General features: G+C 55.3%; 15 protein-coding genes. 9 read left to right on the top strand and 6 right to left on the bottom strand.

What is annotated here, in order from left to right:
• The first annotated feature begins 169 nt into the window (after positions 1-169).
• From ACR0IO_RS12255 to ACR0IO_RS12240, 4 genes are all read left to right on the top strand, one after another.
• Complete coding sequence (locus ACR0IO_RS12255; RefSeq protein WP_480741929.1) at positions 170-1,915, top strand: thiamine pyrophosphate-dependent enzyme; 1,746 nt, start codon at positions 170-172, stop codon at positions 1,913-1,915.
• Between the two features lie 24 nt (positions 1,916-1,939).
• Complete coding sequence (locus ACR0IO_RS12250; protein ID WP_480741928.1) at positions 1,940-3,520, top strand: FMN-binding glutamate synthase family protein; 1,581 nt, start codon at positions 1,940-1,942, stop codon at positions 3,518-3,520.
• A 75-nt stretch (positions 3,521-3,595) separates the two neighbouring features.
• Positions 3,596-4,138 (top strand): RNA polymerase sigma factor, encoded by a 543-nt coding sequence (locus ACR0IO_RS12245; protein ID WP_480742017.1) that lies wholly within the window; start codon positions 3,596-3,598, stop codon positions 4,136-4,138.
• A complete protein-coding gene (locus ACR0IO_RS12240; protein ID WP_480741927.1) occupies positions 4,131-6,056 on the top strand; it encodes a vWA domain-containing protein in 1,926 nt (641 codons plus the stop codon). Before ACR0IO_RS12245 ends, ACR0IO_RS12240 begins: the two co-directional genes overlap by 8 nt.
• A gap of 44 nt (positions 6,057-6,100) precedes the next feature.
• Here the strand turns inward: ACR0IO_RS12240 and ACR0IO_RS12235 are convergent, their stop codons facing one another.
• The 4 genes from ACR0IO_RS12235 to ACR0IO_RS12220 are packed head-to-tail and all read right to left on the bottom strand — an operon-like array spanning position 6,101 to position 10,018.
• Positions 6,101-6,757 carry an ABC-type transport auxiliary lipoprotein family protein gene (locus ACR0IO_RS12235; RefSeq protein WP_170333414.1) on the bottom strand — a complete coding sequence of 219 codons (657 nt, stop codon included), beginning with the start codon at positions 6,755-6,757 and terminating at the stop codon, positions 6,101-6,103.
• Positions 6,754-8,070, bottom strand: coding sequence for an MlaD family protein (locus tag ACR0IO_RS12230; protein ID WP_480741926.1), 1,317 nt, complete (start codon positions 8,068-8,070; stop codon positions 6,754-6,756). The genes ACR0IO_RS12235 and ACR0IO_RS12230 overlap by 4 nt, the downstream gene beginning before the upstream one ends.
• A 15-nt stretch (positions 8,071-8,085) precedes the next feature.
• Positions 8,086-8,892, bottom strand: a complete 807-nt coding sequence (locus tag ACR0IO_RS12225; RefSeq protein ID WP_170333412.1) for an ABC transporter ATP-binding protein — start codon at positions 8,890-8,892, stop codon at positions 8,086-8,088.
• Position 8,893: 1 nt separating this feature from the next.
• A complete protein-coding gene (locus ACR0IO_RS12220; protein ID WP_480741925.1) occupies positions 8,894-10,018 on the bottom strand; it encodes an ABC transporter permease in 1,125 nt (374 codons plus the stop codon).
• A 241-nt stretch (positions 10,019-10,259) separates the two neighbouring features.
• Between ACR0IO_RS12220 and ACR0IO_RS12215 the strand changes: the two genes are divergently transcribed.
• The 4 genes from ACR0IO_RS12215 (at position 10,260) to ACR0IO_RS12200 (ending at position 14,368) form a co-directional block, all read left to right on the top strand.
• Positions 10,260-10,664, top strand: a complete 405-nt coding sequence (locus ACR0IO_RS12215; RefSeq protein WP_155148368.1) for an SxtJ family membrane protein — start codon at positions 10,260-10,262, stop codon at positions 10,662-10,664.
• Between the two features lie 17 nt (positions 10,665-10,681).
• Positions 10,682-10,831 carry a DUF5989 family protein gene (locus tag ACR0IO_RS12210; RefSeq protein ID WP_155148366.1) on the top strand — a complete coding sequence of 50 codons (150 nt, stop codon included), beginning with the start codon at positions 10,682-10,684 and terminating at the stop codon, positions 10,829-10,831.
• Between the two features lie 4 nt (positions 10,832-10,835).
• The gene (locus tag ACR0IO_RS12205; protein WP_155148364.1) at positions 10,836-12,671 is read left to right on the top strand and encodes a carbamoyltransferase family protein; all 1,836 of its coding nucleotides are present in this window, start codon (positions 10,836-10,838) and stop codon (positions 12,669-12,671) included.
• A gap of 161 nt (positions 12,672-12,832) precedes the next feature.
• A complete protein-coding gene (locus ACR0IO_RS12200; protein WP_480741924.1) occupies positions 12,833-14,368 on the top strand; it encodes an alkaline phosphatase family protein in 1,536 nt (511 codons plus the stop codon).
• 9 nt (positions 14,369-14,377) lie between these two features.
• Here ACR0IO_RS12200 and ACR0IO_RS12195 read toward each other — a convergent pair whose 3' ends face one another.
• Together ACR0IO_RS12195 and ACR0IO_RS12190 are read right to left on the bottom strand one after the other, a co-directional pair.
• On the bottom strand, positions 14,378-15,631 hold the full coding sequence (locus tag ACR0IO_RS12195; protein WP_480741923.1) for an ArsB/NhaD family transporter: 1,254 nt from the start codon (positions 15,629-15,631) through the stop codon (positions 14,378-14,380).
• A 28-nt stretch (positions 15,632-15,659) separates the two neighbouring features.
• Positions 15,660-16,928 carry an MFS transporter gene (locus ACR0IO_RS12190; RefSeq protein WP_480741922.1) on the bottom strand — a complete coding sequence of 423 codons (1,269 nt, stop codon included), beginning with the start codon at positions 16,926-16,928 and terminating at the stop codon, positions 15,660-15,662.
• Between the two features lie 477 nt (positions 16,929-17,405).
• Here ACR0IO_RS12190 and aspT point away from each other — a divergent pair, with 477 nt between their 5' ends.
• Positions 17,406-19,091 (top strand): aspartate-alanine antiporter, encoded by a 1,686-nt coding sequence (gene aspT, locus ACR0IO_RS12185; protein ID WP_170333404.1) that lies wholly within the window; start codon positions 17,406-17,408, stop codon positions 19,089-19,091.
• The last annotated feature ends 17 nt before the right edge of the window (positions 19,092-19,108 follow it).

The following is a 19,108-nucleotide window of genomic DNA, read 5'->3' as shown; positions in this document are numbered from 1 at the left end:
CTGCCTGAACCCGGATCAACCGCTCTGGGTCAGGATCGACCAGCTGACGAGAGTTCACGAATCCGCTTGCTATGGTCGTAACCGGTTCAAACTCTTGCAATTCTACCCCAAGATACTCCACGATTGGTATCGAAACGGCACCGCAGGGTCCGCTACCAGAGGGCAGGTCATGACATCCAATTCTGTTTGTAAAGTGTTGCTGGACATTCTGGCGGATGCAGGGGGGCGGCAGATCTTCGGCGTAACCGGGGATGCGCTCAATCCGCTGCTCGAGGTGATGCGCAGCGATGATCGGTTCGAGTGGATTGGCGTCCGGCATGAAGAGAACGCGGCCTATGCGGCCTATGCCCAATCTCATCTGACGGGAGGCATCGGGATTTGTGCCGGTACAGTGGGGCCGGGGGCGTTGCACCTGATCAACGGTCTTTACAACGCGCGGCGCGAGGGGGCCGGGGTCGTGGCCATTACCGGTCAGATCGCACATCGCGAACGCGGCACTGGTTACCATCAGGAGGTCAATCTCGAAAAGGTTTTCGAGGATGTCTGCGGTTTTCAGGCCGTGATCCATACTCCGGATCAGATGCCCCGTCTGGCACAGATTGCGGTTCAGCGAGCACTGATCAATCGCGAGGTGGTGCGGATCGAACTGCCGATTGATGTCTCAGAACAACAAGTACCCAGCCTGCATCAGCTCCATCCGATCCTCAAACACCCTTCAACCCTGATCCCGCCTGCATGTGAAATTGATCGTGCCGCTGAACTCATCAACGCAGGCAAAAAGGTTGCCCTGTTTGCCGGTGTCGGATGTCGCGACGCAAAAGACAAGGTTCTTGCGTTGTCCGAAAAGCTGAACGCACCGATTGCGCATTCACTAAAAGGCAAAGACATCTTCGACTATGACGACCCCAATGTTGTCGGGATGACTGGCCTGATCGGCAATCCGGGCGGTTATCATGCCGTTCGTGATTGCGATGTGCTTGTCATGTTGGGGACAGATTTCCCCTATGAATGGTTCCTGCCGGAAAAGGCCAAGATCATTCAGATCGATCGAAATGTTGAACATCTGGGTCGCCGTGCGCCAATAGCTTCGGGCTTGTTGGGGGATGTTGGGGCGACGCTGGATCTTTTGTTGCCAAAGGTAGATGCCAAGGCAGATCGCAAGTTTGCCGATCATCAGGTCAAGCTGTGCACCAAATGGCTGAAGCAGCAGGACAAGGATGCCAGTCTGGAACGGGATGCCGAACCGCTGCATCCGCAGCTGTTTGCGCGGGAGATTTCCAACCAGGCCTCTGATGATGCGGTGTTTGCCATGGATATTGGTGAATGCACCGTCTGGGTTGCGCGGCAGACACGGATGCAAGGCGAACGCCGGATGGTGGGATCCTTCAACCACTCCTCCTTAGGCTCGGGCCTGCCGTCCGCACTGGGCGCCGCAGCACTTGATCCGGGCCGTGAAGTCTGGACCTTCTGCGGGGATGGCGGGTTTGGCATGTCGATGCAGGATTTTGTGACGGCTGTGCGCTATGACTGGCCGATCAAGGTGATCGTGTTCAACAACCAGACACTGGGTTTCGTGAAGATGGAGATGGAGGTGTCGGGCTATCCTCTGAACCCAGCTGCGACTGACTTAGTGAACCCGGATTTTGCAGAATACGCCAAGGTTTGTGGCGGTGACGGTGTTCGGGTCGAACACGCGGCCGATATCAAAGATGCGATCGCTCAGGCCAAGGCCAGCACCAAGCCCTTTATCATCGACGCCATGGTAACCCCCGGAGAGTTGGTGATGCCGCCGCATATCGACAGCAAGATGGCCTGGGGATTTGGCATGTCCAAACTGAAAGAGGGCATCCTGCTGGCCAAAGGCGACCACGCACAATGGGATAACTGGGTCAAGGAACTCAAGGCCACGCTCTGATCAGCGTCACCTAGGGAGAACAAAATGATTGTACGCAGAATTTACTACGCGGTGACCTATGTGGTGCTGCCTCTGACATTGATATTGGGGCTCTACTGGCCGCCCGTTCATTGGTTGCTGATCATTTTGATCCCATACGCTGTGGTCGGGCTCTATGACATGCTGACCACCAAGCACAACGTGCTGAATAACTACCCTGTTCTGGGCCACTTTCGCTACATGCTGGAATTTGTGAGCCCCGAAATCCGGCAGTATTTTGTGGAAACCAACGAAAGCGGCCGCCCGTTCAACAGGATCGTTCGCGCGCTGGTCTATTCGCGGGCAAAGGGGCAGGTGGATACGCAGGCTTTTGGCACCCAGTACGACATCATGACCGTCGGCTATCACCGGGCGAACCATTCGCTTGCGCCCAAGGATGTGTCGGAATCCGAAGAACGCATCATGTTGGGCGGCCCACAGTGCGAAAAACCTTATAACGCTTCGCGCCTGAACGTCTCAGCCATGAGTTTCGGAGCGCTCAGCGCAAATGCCATCAAGGCGCTGAATGGTGGTGCCAAAGACGGAGGTTTTGCTCATAATACCGGCGAAGGTGGGCTTTCACCGCATCACCTAGCTGAAGGTGGCGATATCATTTGGCAGATTGGCACAGGTTACTTTGGATGCCGCCGACCCGATGGGGGTTTTGACAAGGACAAATTCGCGGAAAAAGCCAAGAAAGATGTCGTAAAGGCCATTGAGATCAAGCTGTCGCAGGGGGCCAAACCATCTCATGGTGGGGTACTGCCTGCAGCTAAGGTGGATGAGGAAATTGCCGAAATCCGGGGCGTACCTGCGCATCAGGATGTGATCTCGCCGCCAATCCACTCTGCGTTTGAGGGCCCTACAGGTCTGATGCACTTTGTTCAGCATCTGCGGGAAATGTCCGGTGGCAAGCCCGTCGGGTTCAAGCTTTGCATTGGTAACCAGTCCGAGTTCATGGCGATCTGCAAGGCGATGCTGGAAACGGGTATATTGCCCGATTTCATCACCGTTGATGGAGCTGAAGGCGGCACAGGGGCTGCACCTGTTGAATTCACCAACCGTCTGGGTGTGCCGCTGAACGAGGCTTTGATTTTCGTCAACAACTGCCTGCGAGGGGTGGGTCTGCGTGACAAAATCAGGGTGATCTGTTCTGGCAAGGTCGCAACCGGCTATGACATGATCGAGAAATTCGCATTGGGTGCCGATATGTGTAACGCGGCTCGCGCCATGATGTTTGCTGTGGGCTGCATTCAGGCCTTGCATTGCAACACCAACCGCTGCCCTTCTGGCGTAGCAACGCAAGACCCGATCCGGGGTCGCGCGGTGAATGTTCCCCAGAAACGCAAGCGGGTGCACCGTTTTCATGACGCAACGCTGGAAAGCTTTCGTGAGATTCTGGGGGCTATGGGTAAAGAGAAAGTATCTGATCTGCGCCCATCCGATATACGCCGTCGTACGGCGGATGAACGGGAACATTCATACGCTGAGCTATATAGCTTTATCGAGGACGGGGCTTTGCTGGGGGATGCGGTTCCCGAACTCTACGCTGCGGACTGGCAGAAAGCTACGGCCAGCCATTTCTGAGTTAAGTCGAAGAAATAATTTTCGCCCGTTGCCAAGGATCGGGGGTTGGCCTGCGTCTTACTGTTCGAGATGCGAATGATGACTTCGGATGAAGACCTGGCCAAGGCTGCTGCTGGTGGTGACGCGGATGCGTTCGCCACCCTGCTTGCGCGTCACTATGATCGCATGTTCCGGTTGGCCTTTCGGTTAACGGGACGGGCAGAAGCAGCCGAAGATCTGACACAGGATATCTGTGCGGCCTTACCTGCCAAGATCGCAGGGTTCCGGGCACAGGCCAAATTCACCACATGGCTCTACCGTGTCGTCGTCAACGCTGCCGAGGATGCGCGTCGGCGACAGGCCAGCCGGGATCGGGCTGCATCCGGGTGGGGCGATGTTGAACAGATGCGCAGGGCAGAAGCCGTAGAAGCGACCGAGGCGATGAACTGGCTGCAGCAGGCAATGAACTCCCTTCCGGACGAGTTGCGTGAAACGCTGGCGCTGACATTGGAGGATGACATGACACACGCACAGGCAGCAAATGTCCTGGGCGTGTCAGAAGGTACGGTGTCCTGGCGTTTATCCGAGGTTCGCAATCGCCTACGTGCCATGAAACAAGAGGAGCTTGCCAATGAGTGATGAGCTCGATGATCTGAAAACCCTGATGGATGCGGCAATGCCCGCGCCTGATGCAAAACGTCGGTCCGAAAATCTAGATATGGCGCAGAAAAATTTTGCCCAAATCCAAGGATCGCGTGTCGGGACGCGTCCCACTGTCAAGCGAGGCTTTTTGGCTCGCATGACAGAAGGAGCGAAATCCATGTTGAATGCCCTCTCACATCGTGGCGCATTAGCTGCGACGACTGCAGTTGCCGCGGTTGCCCTTGTCATGATTGTCCCGCAAACGCGGGATATCGTGGTGAATCCGACATCCCGGTCTGAAAACAGAGCGGCCGCACCGCAGGTGTCGGCTTTGTCTTCCGAGACTGACCTTGCTGATGAACTGCCAGAAGTCACGCTGGAAGAACCCGTTGTTGAAGCCCCGGTTGCAGTTGAAGAGGCGATAGCACCCTCCTCCAAACGGGTGCAGGGATTTGCGGCGCAAGGTGGGGCCACCGCCGGTTTGCTGGGGGGCGTGGTCGAACCGAGCATCACGCCAGAGCAAAATACCGAAGCTTTCTCCAACGGCGAAACCAATCCATTAAAAGTTACTGCCGAAGATCCGGTTTCCACGTTTTCTATCGATGTTGATACGGCATCTTACTCGATCGTCCGATCCTCGCTGATGAGTGGCCATCTGCCTCCGAAAGACGCGGTACGGGTCGAAGAAATGGTGAACTATTTTCCTTATTCCTATCCGGCGCCCGAAGGGGATGTGCCGTTCAGGCCGACGATCACCGTGACGCCGACGCCTTGGAATGAAGGAACACAGCTTGTCCACATCGGCATTCAGGGTGCGACGCCCGAGATTGATGACCGCCCGCCGCTGAATCTGGTCTTCCTGATCGACACCTCAGGCTCGATGCAGGACGCAAACAAGCTGCCCCTGCTCAAGCAATCGTTCCGCCTGTTGTTGTCCGAGTTGCGGCGCGAGGATCAAGTCTCGATTGTGACCTACGCCGGCAGCGCGGGTCAGGTGCTGGAGCCGACATCGGCATCTGAACGCACCAAGATCCTGTCAGCGCTGGAACAGCTTGAGGCCGGTGGCTCGACCGCTGGTCAGGCAGGCTTGCAGCAAGCGTATCAGGTGGCTGAAGGTATGGCGTCGGATGGGGAAGTGACACGGGTCATTCTGGCGACGGATGGTGATTTCAACGTCGGACTTTCGAATCCTGATGCGCTTGAAGACTTCATCGCGAAAAAGCGTGACAGCGGTACATTCCTCAGCGTTCTGGGCTTTGGTCGCGGTAATCTGGATGACGCCACGATGCAGGCGCTGGCGCAGCATGGTAACGGTCAAGCCGCCTATATCGACACATTGGGAGAAGCGCGGAAGGTTCTGGTTGATCAGCTAACCGGTGCTTTGTTTCCGATTGCCAATGACGTGAAAATTCAGGTCGAGTTCAATCCGGCCCAGATCGCGGAATACCGTCTGATCGGATATGAAACCCGTGCCTTGCGGCGTGAGGATTTTTCGAATGACAAGGTTGATGCGGGTGATATCGGCGCCGGCCATTCTGTCACCGCAATTTACGAAGTGACGCCAGTTGGTTCGGATGCAATCCGCAATGGTCCCCTGCGTTATGCGACCGAAACGGCACCCGAGGGATCAGAGGAACTTGGGTATCTCAAGCTGCGTTACAAATCACCCGGGGCAACGGATAGTCAGCTGATTGAACAGCCAATCCTATTGGGGCAGGGGGTATCGAACGATGATGTGCACTTTTCCTATGCGATTGCTGGGTTTGGGCAATTGCTGCGGGGGGGAGAGTATCTTGGCGAATGGTCCTATGACGATGCGATTGCCCTAGCCAACGAGTCCAAAGGTACTGATCCCTTTGGCTACCGGGCTGAGGCCGTCACCCTGATGCGCTTGGCAGAGACGCTCTCGCAATAATGCTCATTGGCTGCCGCTCAGGCGGCAGCCGCGCTACATCCGTACTAGTTGATGGATGGTCTTGGATTGTTGGCCGCGTGCGTGTTGATCTTGCGTACACTCCACTCGACTGCATCCCGCATTGTCCGACCCAGTGCCAGATCAAACGCTCTGACCAGATCGGGCGTCTTTTCACTGGCGGATACAACTTTTTCTTCAAACGAACTGGAGGCAATGATCTGGTCTTCAAATTCGTCGATGATTTTGATGTTCAGGCGAACCTCGATCTGGATCGTTCTTGAGTTCCCGTCTTGAGCAATGACGATCCCTTGGAACTCACGCAGATCGGGAACAACGAGATAGTCTGCACGTAATCCAACGGTGGATTTGCCGACTGCAGCTACTTTGTTGCTGTTCTCATAGCTTTCTACCAACAGGGATTGAACGATAAGTGGCGCACGATCCACCCAGCGTGCACGCGGCAGATATTGCACCTGTAGCGGTGTCGGCTGGATCGCGATCTGATCGGTGTTGACCGCAGCCGTCGCTGTCGGTTCTTCCACCACTATCTGTTTTCGAATACGCGGAAGCGAAGATGAAAACGTGCTTTTGGGTGTCAGTAGATACAGGTCGTTGGGTTTCGACGCCTGCTTCAGGGTCCCCAAGCCAGCGCACCCGCTAAGCGAAGCTATCGCCAGTGTCAGTAGAAAGGGCCTAATCATTGGCGAAACTCCGATGCTTGAGTGCCCAGCAGGAAGCGTGCGGGATCACGTTCTATCTTGTCCACCAGACGATCGAGGCCAATCACCAACCGCTGCGATTCCTCGACGAAGCGGACGAACTGTGGCAACCCGACCCGCAGGAAATCGGAAACCTGCCGACGGTTTTCCTGAACGATCCCATCGATGGTTCCCAACAGTTCCGATGCGGATTTCGATGCGCTCAGGATGTCAGTGGATATTTTGTCGATCTTGTCGGTGACATTCGAAACGGTGGTCGCAACCTGATCCGCCGCCCGACGAATATCTGCAACGACAGCGGACACATCCTCATCCATGACACGGTTGGCTGAATCAAAGGCCCGCTCGGCTGATGTAAGGGTGGTCTTGGCAGTTTCCATGGCCGATGTGATCGACCCTAGTGTCTTGTTTGCGTTCAGGAACGTCTCTGTAACTGTAGCAAGGGTAACGCTGCCTTCTTCGGACAACACCGTCAGATGTTCGGCAAGGTTTGATGCCCGCTCTATGAATGGGCGTACATCCTGCTGGATGACACGATCCGCTGTGGCCAGCGTTTCTTTGGCGCCATCCAATGCCCCTTTAGCGGACTCTGCGGCTGTCTTGACGCTCTTGAGCGTATCGGTACCGGTTGTTAGCGTGGTTTCTGCCGTATCGGCCAACTGATCAAGTCGCTTGGTGAATGCTCCGATCTCTTTCGCGGCACCACCAAGATCTCCGGACAGTGTTTCGAAATCCGAAAGCGTTTTGTCCAGCCGTCCCGATGCCGACGCCAGATTATCCAGAATGTCCGAAACGGCCTTGCGGTTCTTATCGTCCACGATGGAATTCAGATCCTGCAAAAGGGTGATCGCTTCATCCAACACCTTGGGCGCGCCTTCGAACAGGGATTGAATGGCGCTGCGTTTACTTTTGATGACACTGTCTTCGGATAGACGTTTGGCGTTTGGTGCACCGCCAGAAAGCTCGACATAGCTCACGCCAGTCACACCAAGAGATTGCAGTTGCGCGATTGTGTCTTCGGTAACCGGGATGTCGGCGTCGACCTCAATCCGCACCCTGACCTTGGACGCATCGTCATCGTCCAGCCGCAGCGATATGACCTGACCGACCGGCAAGCCATTGTAGCTGACACCACCCGCGGCCGACAGGCCCGAGACATTGTCGAACAACACATCATAATAAGCGTATTGGCGGTTCACTTCGAATTTGGCCAACCACAGGAAAAAGCCAAATGCGCAGAGAATACCCGCAAGGGTGAACGCGCCGATAAGGATGTAGTTCGCTCGGGTTTCCATCGCCTCTACCTGTCCCTACCCCTTCTTTTGCGCCGCACGAGCGCGGGGGCCGGTGAAATATTCTTGTACCCAAGGATGGTCTACCTTGGTCATTTCTTCAATCGGACCTTCAACCAGGACGCGTTTTTCTGCAAGTACTGCGACTCTGTCGCAAATGGCATACAGGCTGTCCAGGTCATGCGTGACCATGAAAACGGTCAGTCCAAGCGCGTGTTGAAGCTCTCCAATCAGCTCATCATAGGCAGCTGCGCCGATCGGATCCAAACCAGCGGTAGGTTCGTCCAGAAACACGATTTCCGGGTCCAGTGCCAAGGCGCGGGCCAATGCTGCGCGCTTTCGCATACCCCCGGACAGTTCCGAGGGAAACTTGCCGCAGCTCAACTGAGGCAGGCCAACAAGACTGATCTTGAGGCCGCCCAAAGACTGCATCAGGCTTTCGCTGAGCTTGGTGTGCTCGCGCAGCGGTGCCATCACGTTCTGCAAAACAGTCAGGGATGAGAACAGTGCGCCATCCTGAAAGGCGACGCCCCAGTGTTTTTCAATGCGCCGCCGGTCTTCCTCGGGGCCGTTCAGCACATCGACGCCAAGAACTTCGATGCTGCCGGAGGCGGGTTTGTTCAACCCCACGATCGTGCGCAGCAGAACCGACTTGCCCGTACCCGAACCACCAACGATACCCAGAACCTCGCCCCGCCAAACGTCGAGGTTCAGGTTGTCATGAACGACCTGCGGACCAAATCGGTTGGTCAGATTTCGGACGCGGATAACAGCCTCGCGCTGCGCGTCTGCGTGTACGGGTTTCTGTTGGGTCGAGCCGTCCATATCAGACCCCAACTTCTGAGAAGAAGATTGAAAATAGGGCGTCGATGGCGATCACCATAAAGATGGACTGGACGACGGATGCGGTTGTCCTTTGGCCAACGCTTTCGGCCGAACCTTTGACCTGCATGGCCTGCCAGCAGGCAATGACGCCAATGACCAGTGCAAAGAACGGAGCCTTGATCATGCCGACGGCCAACTGCCAGACGCCCGTGTTCTCTTTGAGCCGGGTGATAAACATACCGGGGCTCACGCCCAGATCGATCCAACTCATCAATGCGCCGCCGATCAGACCGGCCATATCAGCCACAAACCCGAGTATTGGCAGCATGATGAGCAGAGCCAGAACGCGCGGGATGACCAGAACCTCAATCGGGTCCAGCCCGAGCGTTCGCATCGCGTCTATTTCTTCCTGCACCTTCATCGAACCGATCGACGCGGTGAAGGCTGAACCGGATCGGCCCGCGACAATGATTGCGGTCAACAGAATGCCAAGCTCACGAAGCACCGAGATCGAGATCAGCTCGACCACGAAAATCTCGGCACCGAACTGTTTCAATTGTGTAGCGCCCTGAAACGCCAGAACCACCCCGATCAGAAAACCCATCAGACTGACGATGGGCAGAGCCTTAAATCCGACTTCCTCCATTTGGGAAACCAGCGCGGCGCGGCGCAGGCGCCAGGGCATGATAGCAGTGCGGAACAGCCGGTGCAGCGTGAGCCCCAGAAATCCAAGGATCGAGAGGGTGTCGCGCCAGGCTCCGACAGTTTTCTCGCCTATATGTTCGACCCAATTAACAAAGCCTCGTGGGGGTTCAGCGGTGCCGACCTCTTTGGGAATGTTCTGCGATACGGTGTCGATTAGCGCAGAATAGGCCGGATCCAGACCATGAAACGCCAGCTTGGCACCTGCCGCAGCATATCGGCGTGACATGTTGGCGATCAGCCAGGCTCCGCCGGTATCCAGCGCCTCGACTTCTGACATATCTACTGTCACGTCACCGCCGCTTGGCTGAATGTTCTCAAAGGCGGATTCCACAGCACTCAGGGATTGCGTCAGCATTTCGCCTGAAATCCTTATGCGTGTGCTGTCTCCATCACGCTCTGATGCAATCGTGGGCAATGTCATGGACGTATCAGAGGTTAAACGATGGTCCGCTGCAATGGCTTTATGCATTTGTGCCGGGATTTCAGTTGGATGAATTGCTCAGGTGTTACAGTCCGGGTTGAGCCAGTGGCAAATGTGATGCGCAAACCGGTCCGTCAGGTGTTGGACACAGGGCGTGAACTGACCTCAAAGCATTTGCGTCGACTATTTTTGATGCTATCTTATTGTCAGTTTTCTTGTTGAGTTAGTTTGGTTGTGTTCAATGGCAGATCATCACGCAAATGTTGATGTCGAAATCGGGTCAGAGCGAGGCTTTGGCTACGTCTTTACAGCAGTTTTTCTGATCATAGCTTTTTGGCCGGTTTGGGGAGGTGGCGATGTTCGCTGGATTCCTCTGGCCATCGCGGCAGTAATTCTCGCGATTACCTTCTTTGCGCCACATGTACTTCGGGTGCCGAACAGGCTGTGGTTCAAGTTCGGCATGTTGCTTGGGGCGATTGTCGCCCCAATCGTAATGTTTTTGGTTTTCATTACGACTTTTGTCCCATTCGGCATTGCGGTGCGGATTTTGGGAAAAGATCTTTTGTCTGTAAAAACAGATAGTTCCAAGAAGAGTTACTGGGTTGAGCGCGACGATCAGCCCGGCAGTATGAAACAACAGTTTTAAGATAGGGGGTACCAGACATGACCTTTGTTTCGGAAATCTGGTCGTTTATGAAAGTCAGGAAAAAATTCTGGCTGTTACCAATTCTCATTGTTCTGGGCGTCTTTGGTGGCTTGATCGTTATCAGCCAGGGTTCGGCCGTAGCACCATTCATTTACACACTGTTCTGATACCATGACGTATATTTTAGGAATATCTGCGCTGTACCATGACAGCGCAGCAGCCCTCCTGCGTGACGGCGAAATTGTCGCCGCCGCTCAGGAAGAGCGGTTTTCTCGTCGGAAACATGACCCTGGATTTCCGGAACTTGCGATTGAGTATGTTCTGCAAGAATCAGGCATTTCACTCGCTGAAGTTGATAATGTTGTCTTCTACGATAAACCGTTTCTGAAATTCGAACGATTGATCGAAACTTATATCGCGGTAGCGCCAAAAGGGTTCAATTCTTTCCGGATGGCCATGCCTGTCTGGTTGCGAGAGAAGCTGTTTCTCAAGGACCTGCTGGCCAAGCAGTTGCGAAAGATGGATCCGGATTTCACGGTCGATAAACTGCTGTTCGCTGAACACCATGTCAGCCACGCGGCAAGTGCCTTTTATCCGTCGCCATTCGAAGAGGCGATCGTGCTGACTGTTGATGGTGTGGGCGAATGGGCCACGACCACGGTAGGTGTTGGTCGCGGCAATGAATTGACCATGTTGAAAGAGCTGCATTTCCCGCATTCGCTGGGGCTGCTTTATTCGGCGTTCACCTATTACACGGGTTTCAAGGTCAATTCGGGCGAATACAAGGTCATGGGCCTCGCCCCTTATGGTGACCCGAAATACAAGGATCTGATCCTTGAGCATCTGGTAGACCTGAAAGAGGATGGGTCGTTCCGCCTGAACCAGAAGTACTTCAACTATACCAGCGGTCTGACCATGACCAGCAAGGCGTTAGAGGATCTGTTCGGCCATCCGGTGCGAAAGCCTGAAACCGATCAGCTAACGCAATTCCACATGGATATCGCGGCCTCAGTACAGGCGGTGACCGAGGAGATCATGCTGCGCATCACACGCGATCTGGCGCGTGAACACGGCATTCGCAATCTGTGTATGGCGGGCGGTGTCGCTCTGAACTGTGTTGCCAACGGTAAGATCCTGCGCGACGGCGCGTTTGATAACCTTTGGGTTCAGCCTGCAGCCGGCGATGCCGGTGGTGCATTGGGTGCCGCTTATGCAGCCTGGCATCAGGAGCTGAAAAAACCCCGCAAGGTTGAGCAAGGCGATCAGATGCGCGGCGCCTATCTGGGGCCGAAGTATGAAGATGGCGACATCGCGCGCGAGCTGACCGAAGTCGGGGCGAAATTCACGACTTATGAAAACGGCGAGATGATCGGTGAAACAGCTCAGGCACTCGCAGATGGCAAGGCAGTCGGTTGGTTCCAGGGTCGGATGGAATTTGGTCCGCGCGCCCTTGGGGCTCGGTCAATTCTGGGTGACCCGCGATCTGAATCCATGCAGAAAACGCTGAACCTCAAGGTCAAGTACCGCGAGAGCTTTCGCCCGTTTGCCCCGTCGGTTTTGCGCGAGGATGTCGCTGAATGGTTCGAGCTGGACGGCGACAGCCCTTATATGCTGATCGTCGCTGATGTTCAGGATCGTATTCGCCGCCAGATGACGGATGAGGAGAACGCGCTGTTCGGGATCGAAAAGCTGAATGTCAAACGGTCCGAGATTCCAGCAGTGACCCATGTGGACTATTCAGCCCGCATTCAGACAGTGCACGAACAGACCAACCCGCAGTATCACGCGCTGATTTCACGGTTCAAAGAGCTGACGGGTTGTTCTCTGGTTGTGAACACCTCGTTCAATGTGCGTGGCGAACCGATCGTATGCACACCGACCGATGCGTTCCGTTGTTTCATGGGCACGGATATCGAGGTTCTTGCAATCGGGAACTGCCTGTTGCGCAAAGAAGATCAGGATCCGTCCCTGAAAGAGAACTACGAGACCAAATACGAGCTCGACTAAGGTCAAATTCCCACCGTTTAGCCACATGAATGGTGGGAATATCCTCTCTTGCGGTCATATGCCGACAAATACCGGTCATTGATCCAAAATATCTTGCGCGCCTTTTGTATCCGCGACACAGTCCGCCTCAGAATCGCGGGCCTTGAATCGAGGATGTCATCATGCGGCGAGCCGGAAATGTCCTGTTCATCATCATCGACCAGCTTCGGGCAGATTGTCTGACGGGGGCGCTGGCGGATCATGTCGATCTGCCAAACATGCGGGCCTTCATGGATGAGGCGGTTACGTTCAACCGGCATTTTTCGGTCACCAACCCTTGCGGCCCCTCACGCGCATCCCTGTTGACGGGGCAATACGCGATGAACCACCGGTCTGTTCGCAACGGTACGCCGCTGCGCCACGACATACCCAACATCGCCACTGAAATGCGCAAAGCGGGATATCTGCCGATGTTGTTCGGCTATACCGACACATCCGCAGATCCGCGTGCCTTTGATGCGAATGACCCGGTACTGAAGACATACGAAAATCCCATGAACGGGTTCCACGAAGTGGTCGAGATGCGAATGGAAGAATCCTATCCATGGCAGTCGCATCTGATGCAAAAAGGGTATGAGTTTGAGAACTACTGGGATGTCTACAAGCCGGTTTCACTGAACGGGGGTGAGCCTAAGCTGAACGACCCGGCCCTCTACCGCGCCGAGGATAGTGATACCGCCTTTTTGACGGATGCATTTTTGAACGGGATTGCGGCCTATCACAAACAGAACTGGTTCGCCCATCTGACCTATATTCGCCCACACCCGCCGTTGGTCGCGCCGGCCCCTTACAATGACATGTATGATCCTGCCTCCATTCCGATGCCGGCGGGTCTGGCCTCGCCCGAGGATGAGGTCAGGGTTCATCCGTTCTTTGGGCCAACACTGGATACCTATACTGCGCGAGAATTTGTGCACGGCTTTGATGAGGTGGAGCCAACGGACGAAAATATACAGACGCTGCGGGCAATTTATCTAGGGTTGGCGACTGAGGTGGATCATCACATCGGTCGGGTTGTCCAATATCTCAAGGATAGCGGGCAGTATGATGATACGCTGCTGGTGATTACCGCAGATCATGGTGAGATGCTGGGTGATCGCCACTCATGGGGTAAGATGTCGGTTTATGACGCGGCCTATCATACGCCGCTGATAATCCGGATGCCTGGGAACCAAAGCCAGGCGGGCGCGGTGATCGATGCTCCGACAGAATCCATCGACATCACGCCGACAATTCTGGATTGGGTTGGGCAGGACATTCCGAATTCGATGGATGGCCGGTCCCTGTTGCCGTTGGTCCGGGGCGAGACGCCGGAAGACTGGCGTAATTATTCCTTCAGCGAACTGGATTTTTCCGAGCCTGAGGCTGCAACAAAGTGGCAAAAGATACTGGGTACCGGAAACAGTGACTCGTGTCTTGGGATCCTGCGCGATGACCGATTTACCTTGGTGGAATTTGCTGCCGACCTGCCGCCGATGCTGTTTGACCATCAGGGGCAGGGAGAGCTGGAAAACGTTGCTGATAAGCCAGAGTTTACAGCGGATCTTGCGCGGCTTGGTCGCCAGATGTTGCGCCACAGGATGCGTAACATGGATCACACTCTGTCGCTATACTCGCTGACCTCTGAAGGCGCGAAATCACAGCGCAGGTATGGCTAGCTGATATTGTCAGAAGGTTTTGCCTGAAAGATGTGTCTCTAACAGCAGAATCCATCCGATTGTCACGCCTGTCGACACGATGCCGATGGGCAGGACATCCTTCATGAACTGGGTGAATGTCACCTCGGTGGCACCCATTCGATCTGCCATCTGAAGCACGATGACATTGCTGGCTGCGCTGATGATGAACACGTTGCCCGCCAATGTTGATACACCGGCCAACATCATCAGGTTGGGTACTTCAAAGGACGGCAACAACTTCAGATACATGTCCACCAAGGGTACATTCGAAAAGATCTGACTGCCGAAAAAGCTGATGCCGGCCGTCACCAACGGCTCGTTCATGTGTTCGCGCTCTTCACCCAGAATGGATTGCAGTGACCCGGAATCGAGCAGTGCACCAGTTACAACGAACATTGAGACAAAGAACACAAGCGTCGGCCAGTCCAGACGGACAAAAGTCCTCACGCGTGCGCCATCAAACAGATACACGGGCAGGCAGGCGATCGCGGCGGCAACACCCAGCGGATAACCGAAATCCGATCCTGTCGCTGCCAGAATGCTCTCGACAGTGACCAGAACAACCAGAACAGCAATGGCCAGAAGGACAGGCCATTGTGTGCCTTCGGTGATGTCTGTCATGTCGGTAGACCCACCCTCTGGTGTTGTCACCACCATTCGCTTGGAAAGCCACAGCGCGCTGCCGCCAAGACAGATAAGGGTTGGAACGATCAGCCAGTGAACAAAGGTCACCATGGGTGCTGGTACTTCGCCACTGGCGGCGATCAGCAGATTTTGCGGATTGCCAATCGGCGTTGTCATACTGCCGATGGTAACTGCCACACAAAGGGCGATCAGAAAGGTGCGCTGATCTGCACCGGTCTGATGTGCCAGCATCAGTGCGATCGGAGTTCCGATAATTGCGGCGGCATCGTTCGTTAGTATGGCTGCAACAAGTGCAAACAACATCATGAACGCGACCAAAGAAACACCGGGGGTGCGCCAGCCCACCATCCAGCCCGCGATGCGGTGCGAGATGCCGTTTTCATACAACGCGCGACCTATGGAAAAGACCGAAAAGAGATACAGCATGACGTTCCAGTCAATCGCGTCCAGCGCGGTTTTGGGTGTTATGGTTCCCGTTGCTATCAGAACAAACGCGCCTGCCGTCATCACGTGCCAGATTTTCAGAAATGAGGGCAGCCATTCGCGTATCGCGATAAGCGTGAAGACGGCAATCGAAACCACAAGGCTGAATGACACGAGGTTCTCTCCGGCTTGTTGTTGAAGGTTACGGGGTCTCCGGGCTTTCGCCGCTGTTCTCATCGTGACGCGCGTGTTGCGCGGTCTCGGGCATCAGGGTTGCAAAAATCAAAGCGCCCAGCAGTGAAACGCCTGCCAAGAAGTAAAAGGCGGTATCGTAACCGCTTAGCTGTACAATTTCTTCGGCGATCAGGTTGCTTGCTGATGCACCAACACCGACCAACGCCGCCAGCGCACCCTGCGCCACGTTAAAGCGCCCGGTTCCTTTGGTTACATCCGACACGATCAGCAGAAACAGCACTGCAAAGATACCATTTGCTACCCCGTCCAGAGATTGGATTGCCACCAGCGCCACCGAGTTATCTGTCAACGTATAGAGAACAGCGCGAACTGGCAGGATCGAGAACGCGAGCAGGAACAGGGGTTTGCGCCCCCAGCTATCGGCAGTGCGACCGCACAGAACCGCCATCCCAATCATGATGAACTGGGCAGAGATAATACAGGCCGACGTAAAGGCGATCCCTGATTTGGTGTCGCCGCCGCTGGCCACCTTTTGACTGACCAGGGGCAGCATGCTGGCATTTGCGCAATGAAACAGAACAATGGATGCGCCGAAAATGATCAGTCGTTTGTCGCTGAGGATCGTGGCAAATCCGCTGGGCTTTTCCTGACCGGTACTATCCTCAGCTACGCCACCGCGCGCTGCTTCGTGATCGATCTGCGATGGCTTGATCAAAAGTGTGCAGCCGATCATGCCCACGCACATAACCGAGATCAGTACGAACACCCCGTCAACAAAACCTGCCAATGCGAGACCGGCGGCAATTCCCGCGGCAGCGACATTGCCGGCGTGGTTCCATGCCTGATTGGCACTGGTTTGCCGCGTAAAGGCTTCTCGACCAACCACACCCAGTGTAATGGCGGCGATCAATGGCCCGAGGAAGGCCAACGCCACACCCATCGTGGTCTGGGCACCGTAGATGGCATATTTCTGGTCAGAGATGACAAGAGTAAGCGCGGCCACTCCGACCGCCGTAACACATGCGATCATCAAGCCGCGTTTCGCATCGGTCCAGTCGATCAGCGCCCCGGCCGGGGTCTGTGCCAGAACGGTTACGATGGACCCAAGTGCAAGTGCAAAGCCGATGCTTTGCGGCGACCAGTGCAACTGCGCCAGCAGATAAATTGCCAGATACGGCCCAAACCCTGCGGTGACGTCGCCTGCAAAGAAGTTTATACCCAGCAGGGGCCGGTTTAGTGCCTTGGTTCCTTGCTTTGCCGTGTCGCCGTCTATCAAAAACTCTCGCGCAAAACGAACGCCTCCTGCCCGGTGCGTCAGCCGACCTCGCACGATACTTTGCGCGTGTCAGCGTGTGCCAATACTGTGGCTTACTTTCGGATACCAAACAACCCAGACGGGATTTGGTTGCCTTGCGCTTATCGAGATGGGGCTAAATACACCCGTCTGTTAGTCCTGCTGTGATATTGGCCGCCAGACATAGCAAAGTGGGTTAGGGCTTTGCTTTTGCTCGACACTGTTCGCTAACACAATCTACGCCTCCGGGTTCCGGCAGCATGATGCCATAAACTTTCTGATATTCGGATAATTCTAGACAAACCCGATACTTAGGGTATCGTGACCTCAAAGATTTCCTGTTCTGATTGAATTGGGCCGGACGGGCGGCTCGGAATTCCAGAGAACGGTACGGTGTTTCTGGTGTTCTGCCTGCCCACAAGTTCGGCGCGTTCCGAGCCTGAATGTGGGAGGTGGGCAATGATTGATTGGTTTGTGAATATTCTGCGAACCTATCCTGAACTGGCGGTGTTTCTGGCTATCGGTATTGGGTTTCTGGTGGGGCCATGGAAGTTCATGGGATTCAGCTTGGGGTCGGTCACCGGTACGCTGCTGGCGGCGGTTGTGATAGGTCAGGCACATATTGATATCGATTCAGCCGTCAAATCGACCTTCTTTATCATGTTCATCTTTGCCGTCGGCTATGGTGTTGGTCCGCAATTCATGCGCGGCCTCAAGGTTGATGGCGCGCGAGAGGTATTCTTTGCGCTCAGTGTTCTGGCCTTGTGTCTGATCGTCCCGCTCATATCCGCCAAGATTGCCGGGTTGGAACTCGGTTATGCTGCGGGTTTCTATGCCGGATCTCAGACTATCTCTGCTGCCATTGGTGTGGCGACTGATCAGATCAATCAGCTGGGGCTACCTGCGGATGAAGCGCAGAAATATGCGAACCAAATTCCTGTCGCGTATGCGGTGACCTATATATACGGAACAATCGGTTCCGCGATTATCCTCGCCAAAATCGGGCCGCGGCTGATCGGGGTCGATCTGGTGGCTGCCTGCAAAGAATACGAGGCCAAGCTTGGCGGTGCATCAGCAGTCGAGACTGGCGACGGGATAGTCTCAGCTTATCGCGCGATCGAAGCGCGCGCCTTTGAAATTCCGGACGGCAGCGATCTGCTTGGAAAGCCGGTCAAGGACCTGCTGCCGGGTGTTCGGATATACGCCGAACGTCTGCGCCGGGATGGCAAGATTATCGAGGTTGACGCCGACACAGTGTTGCAGGCCGGTGATGTCGTGATGTTTTCGGGCCGTCGCGGTGATCTGGTTGGATTGTTGGAAACGAGTCTGAAAGAGGCGGATGCACCCGAATTGCTGAGCATTCCGTCGGAAAAACTGGATGTCCTGATTACAAACAAGGACCTGCACGGTAAAACGCTAGAAGAGTTGGGCAAGCTGCCGGTCGCGCGCGGGGTCTATGTCTCAAAACTGTCGCGCAACATGCTGGAATTGCCTCTCTTGCCCGGCACCGAGGTGCACCGCGGCGATATCCTGACGATCCTTGGCAGCAAGCGACATGTCGAAGCGGCGATTGCCGAGATCGGCTATGCCGACCGTCCTGTCGACACTACTGATCTGGCCTTTGTCGGATGGGGTATTTTCATCGGTGGGCTGATTGGCACGCTGGCGATCATGATGGGCGGTTTCCCCATTAGCCTGTCGACGACCGGGGGCGCGCTTTTGGCGGGTCTGGTGCTGGGCTGGCTGCGCACGGTGCACCCGACCTTTGGCCGTATTCCTGCGCCTTCCCTGTGGTTGATGAACACCCTCGGGCTGAACGTATTCATTGCTGTTGTCGGTATATCGGCAGGGCCGGGGTTCGTGGCCGGTTTGCAGCAGGCGGGCATCGCTCTGCTGCTCTGGGGGATCGTGGCGACTTCGCTACCGATGATCTTTTCGGTCTATGTCGGGCATTACGTGTTCAAGTTTCACCCGGCCATTCTGTTTGGTGCCTGTGCAGGTGCAAGGACGACAACAGCCGCGCTGGGTATGATTCAGGAGGCCGCGCAGAGCCGCATTCCTGCCCTTGGTTACGGTATGCCCTATGCCATCGGCAACACACTGCTGACCATCTTTGGTATGGTCGTTGTTTTGATATTGAGCTGATTTGGAGAGGTTTGACC

The organism is Ruegeria sp. CE12 (assembly GCF_056537525.1).
Note: the sequence above shows the minus strand (reverse complement) of the source record. Positions and strands in the feature narration are given on the sequence as shown.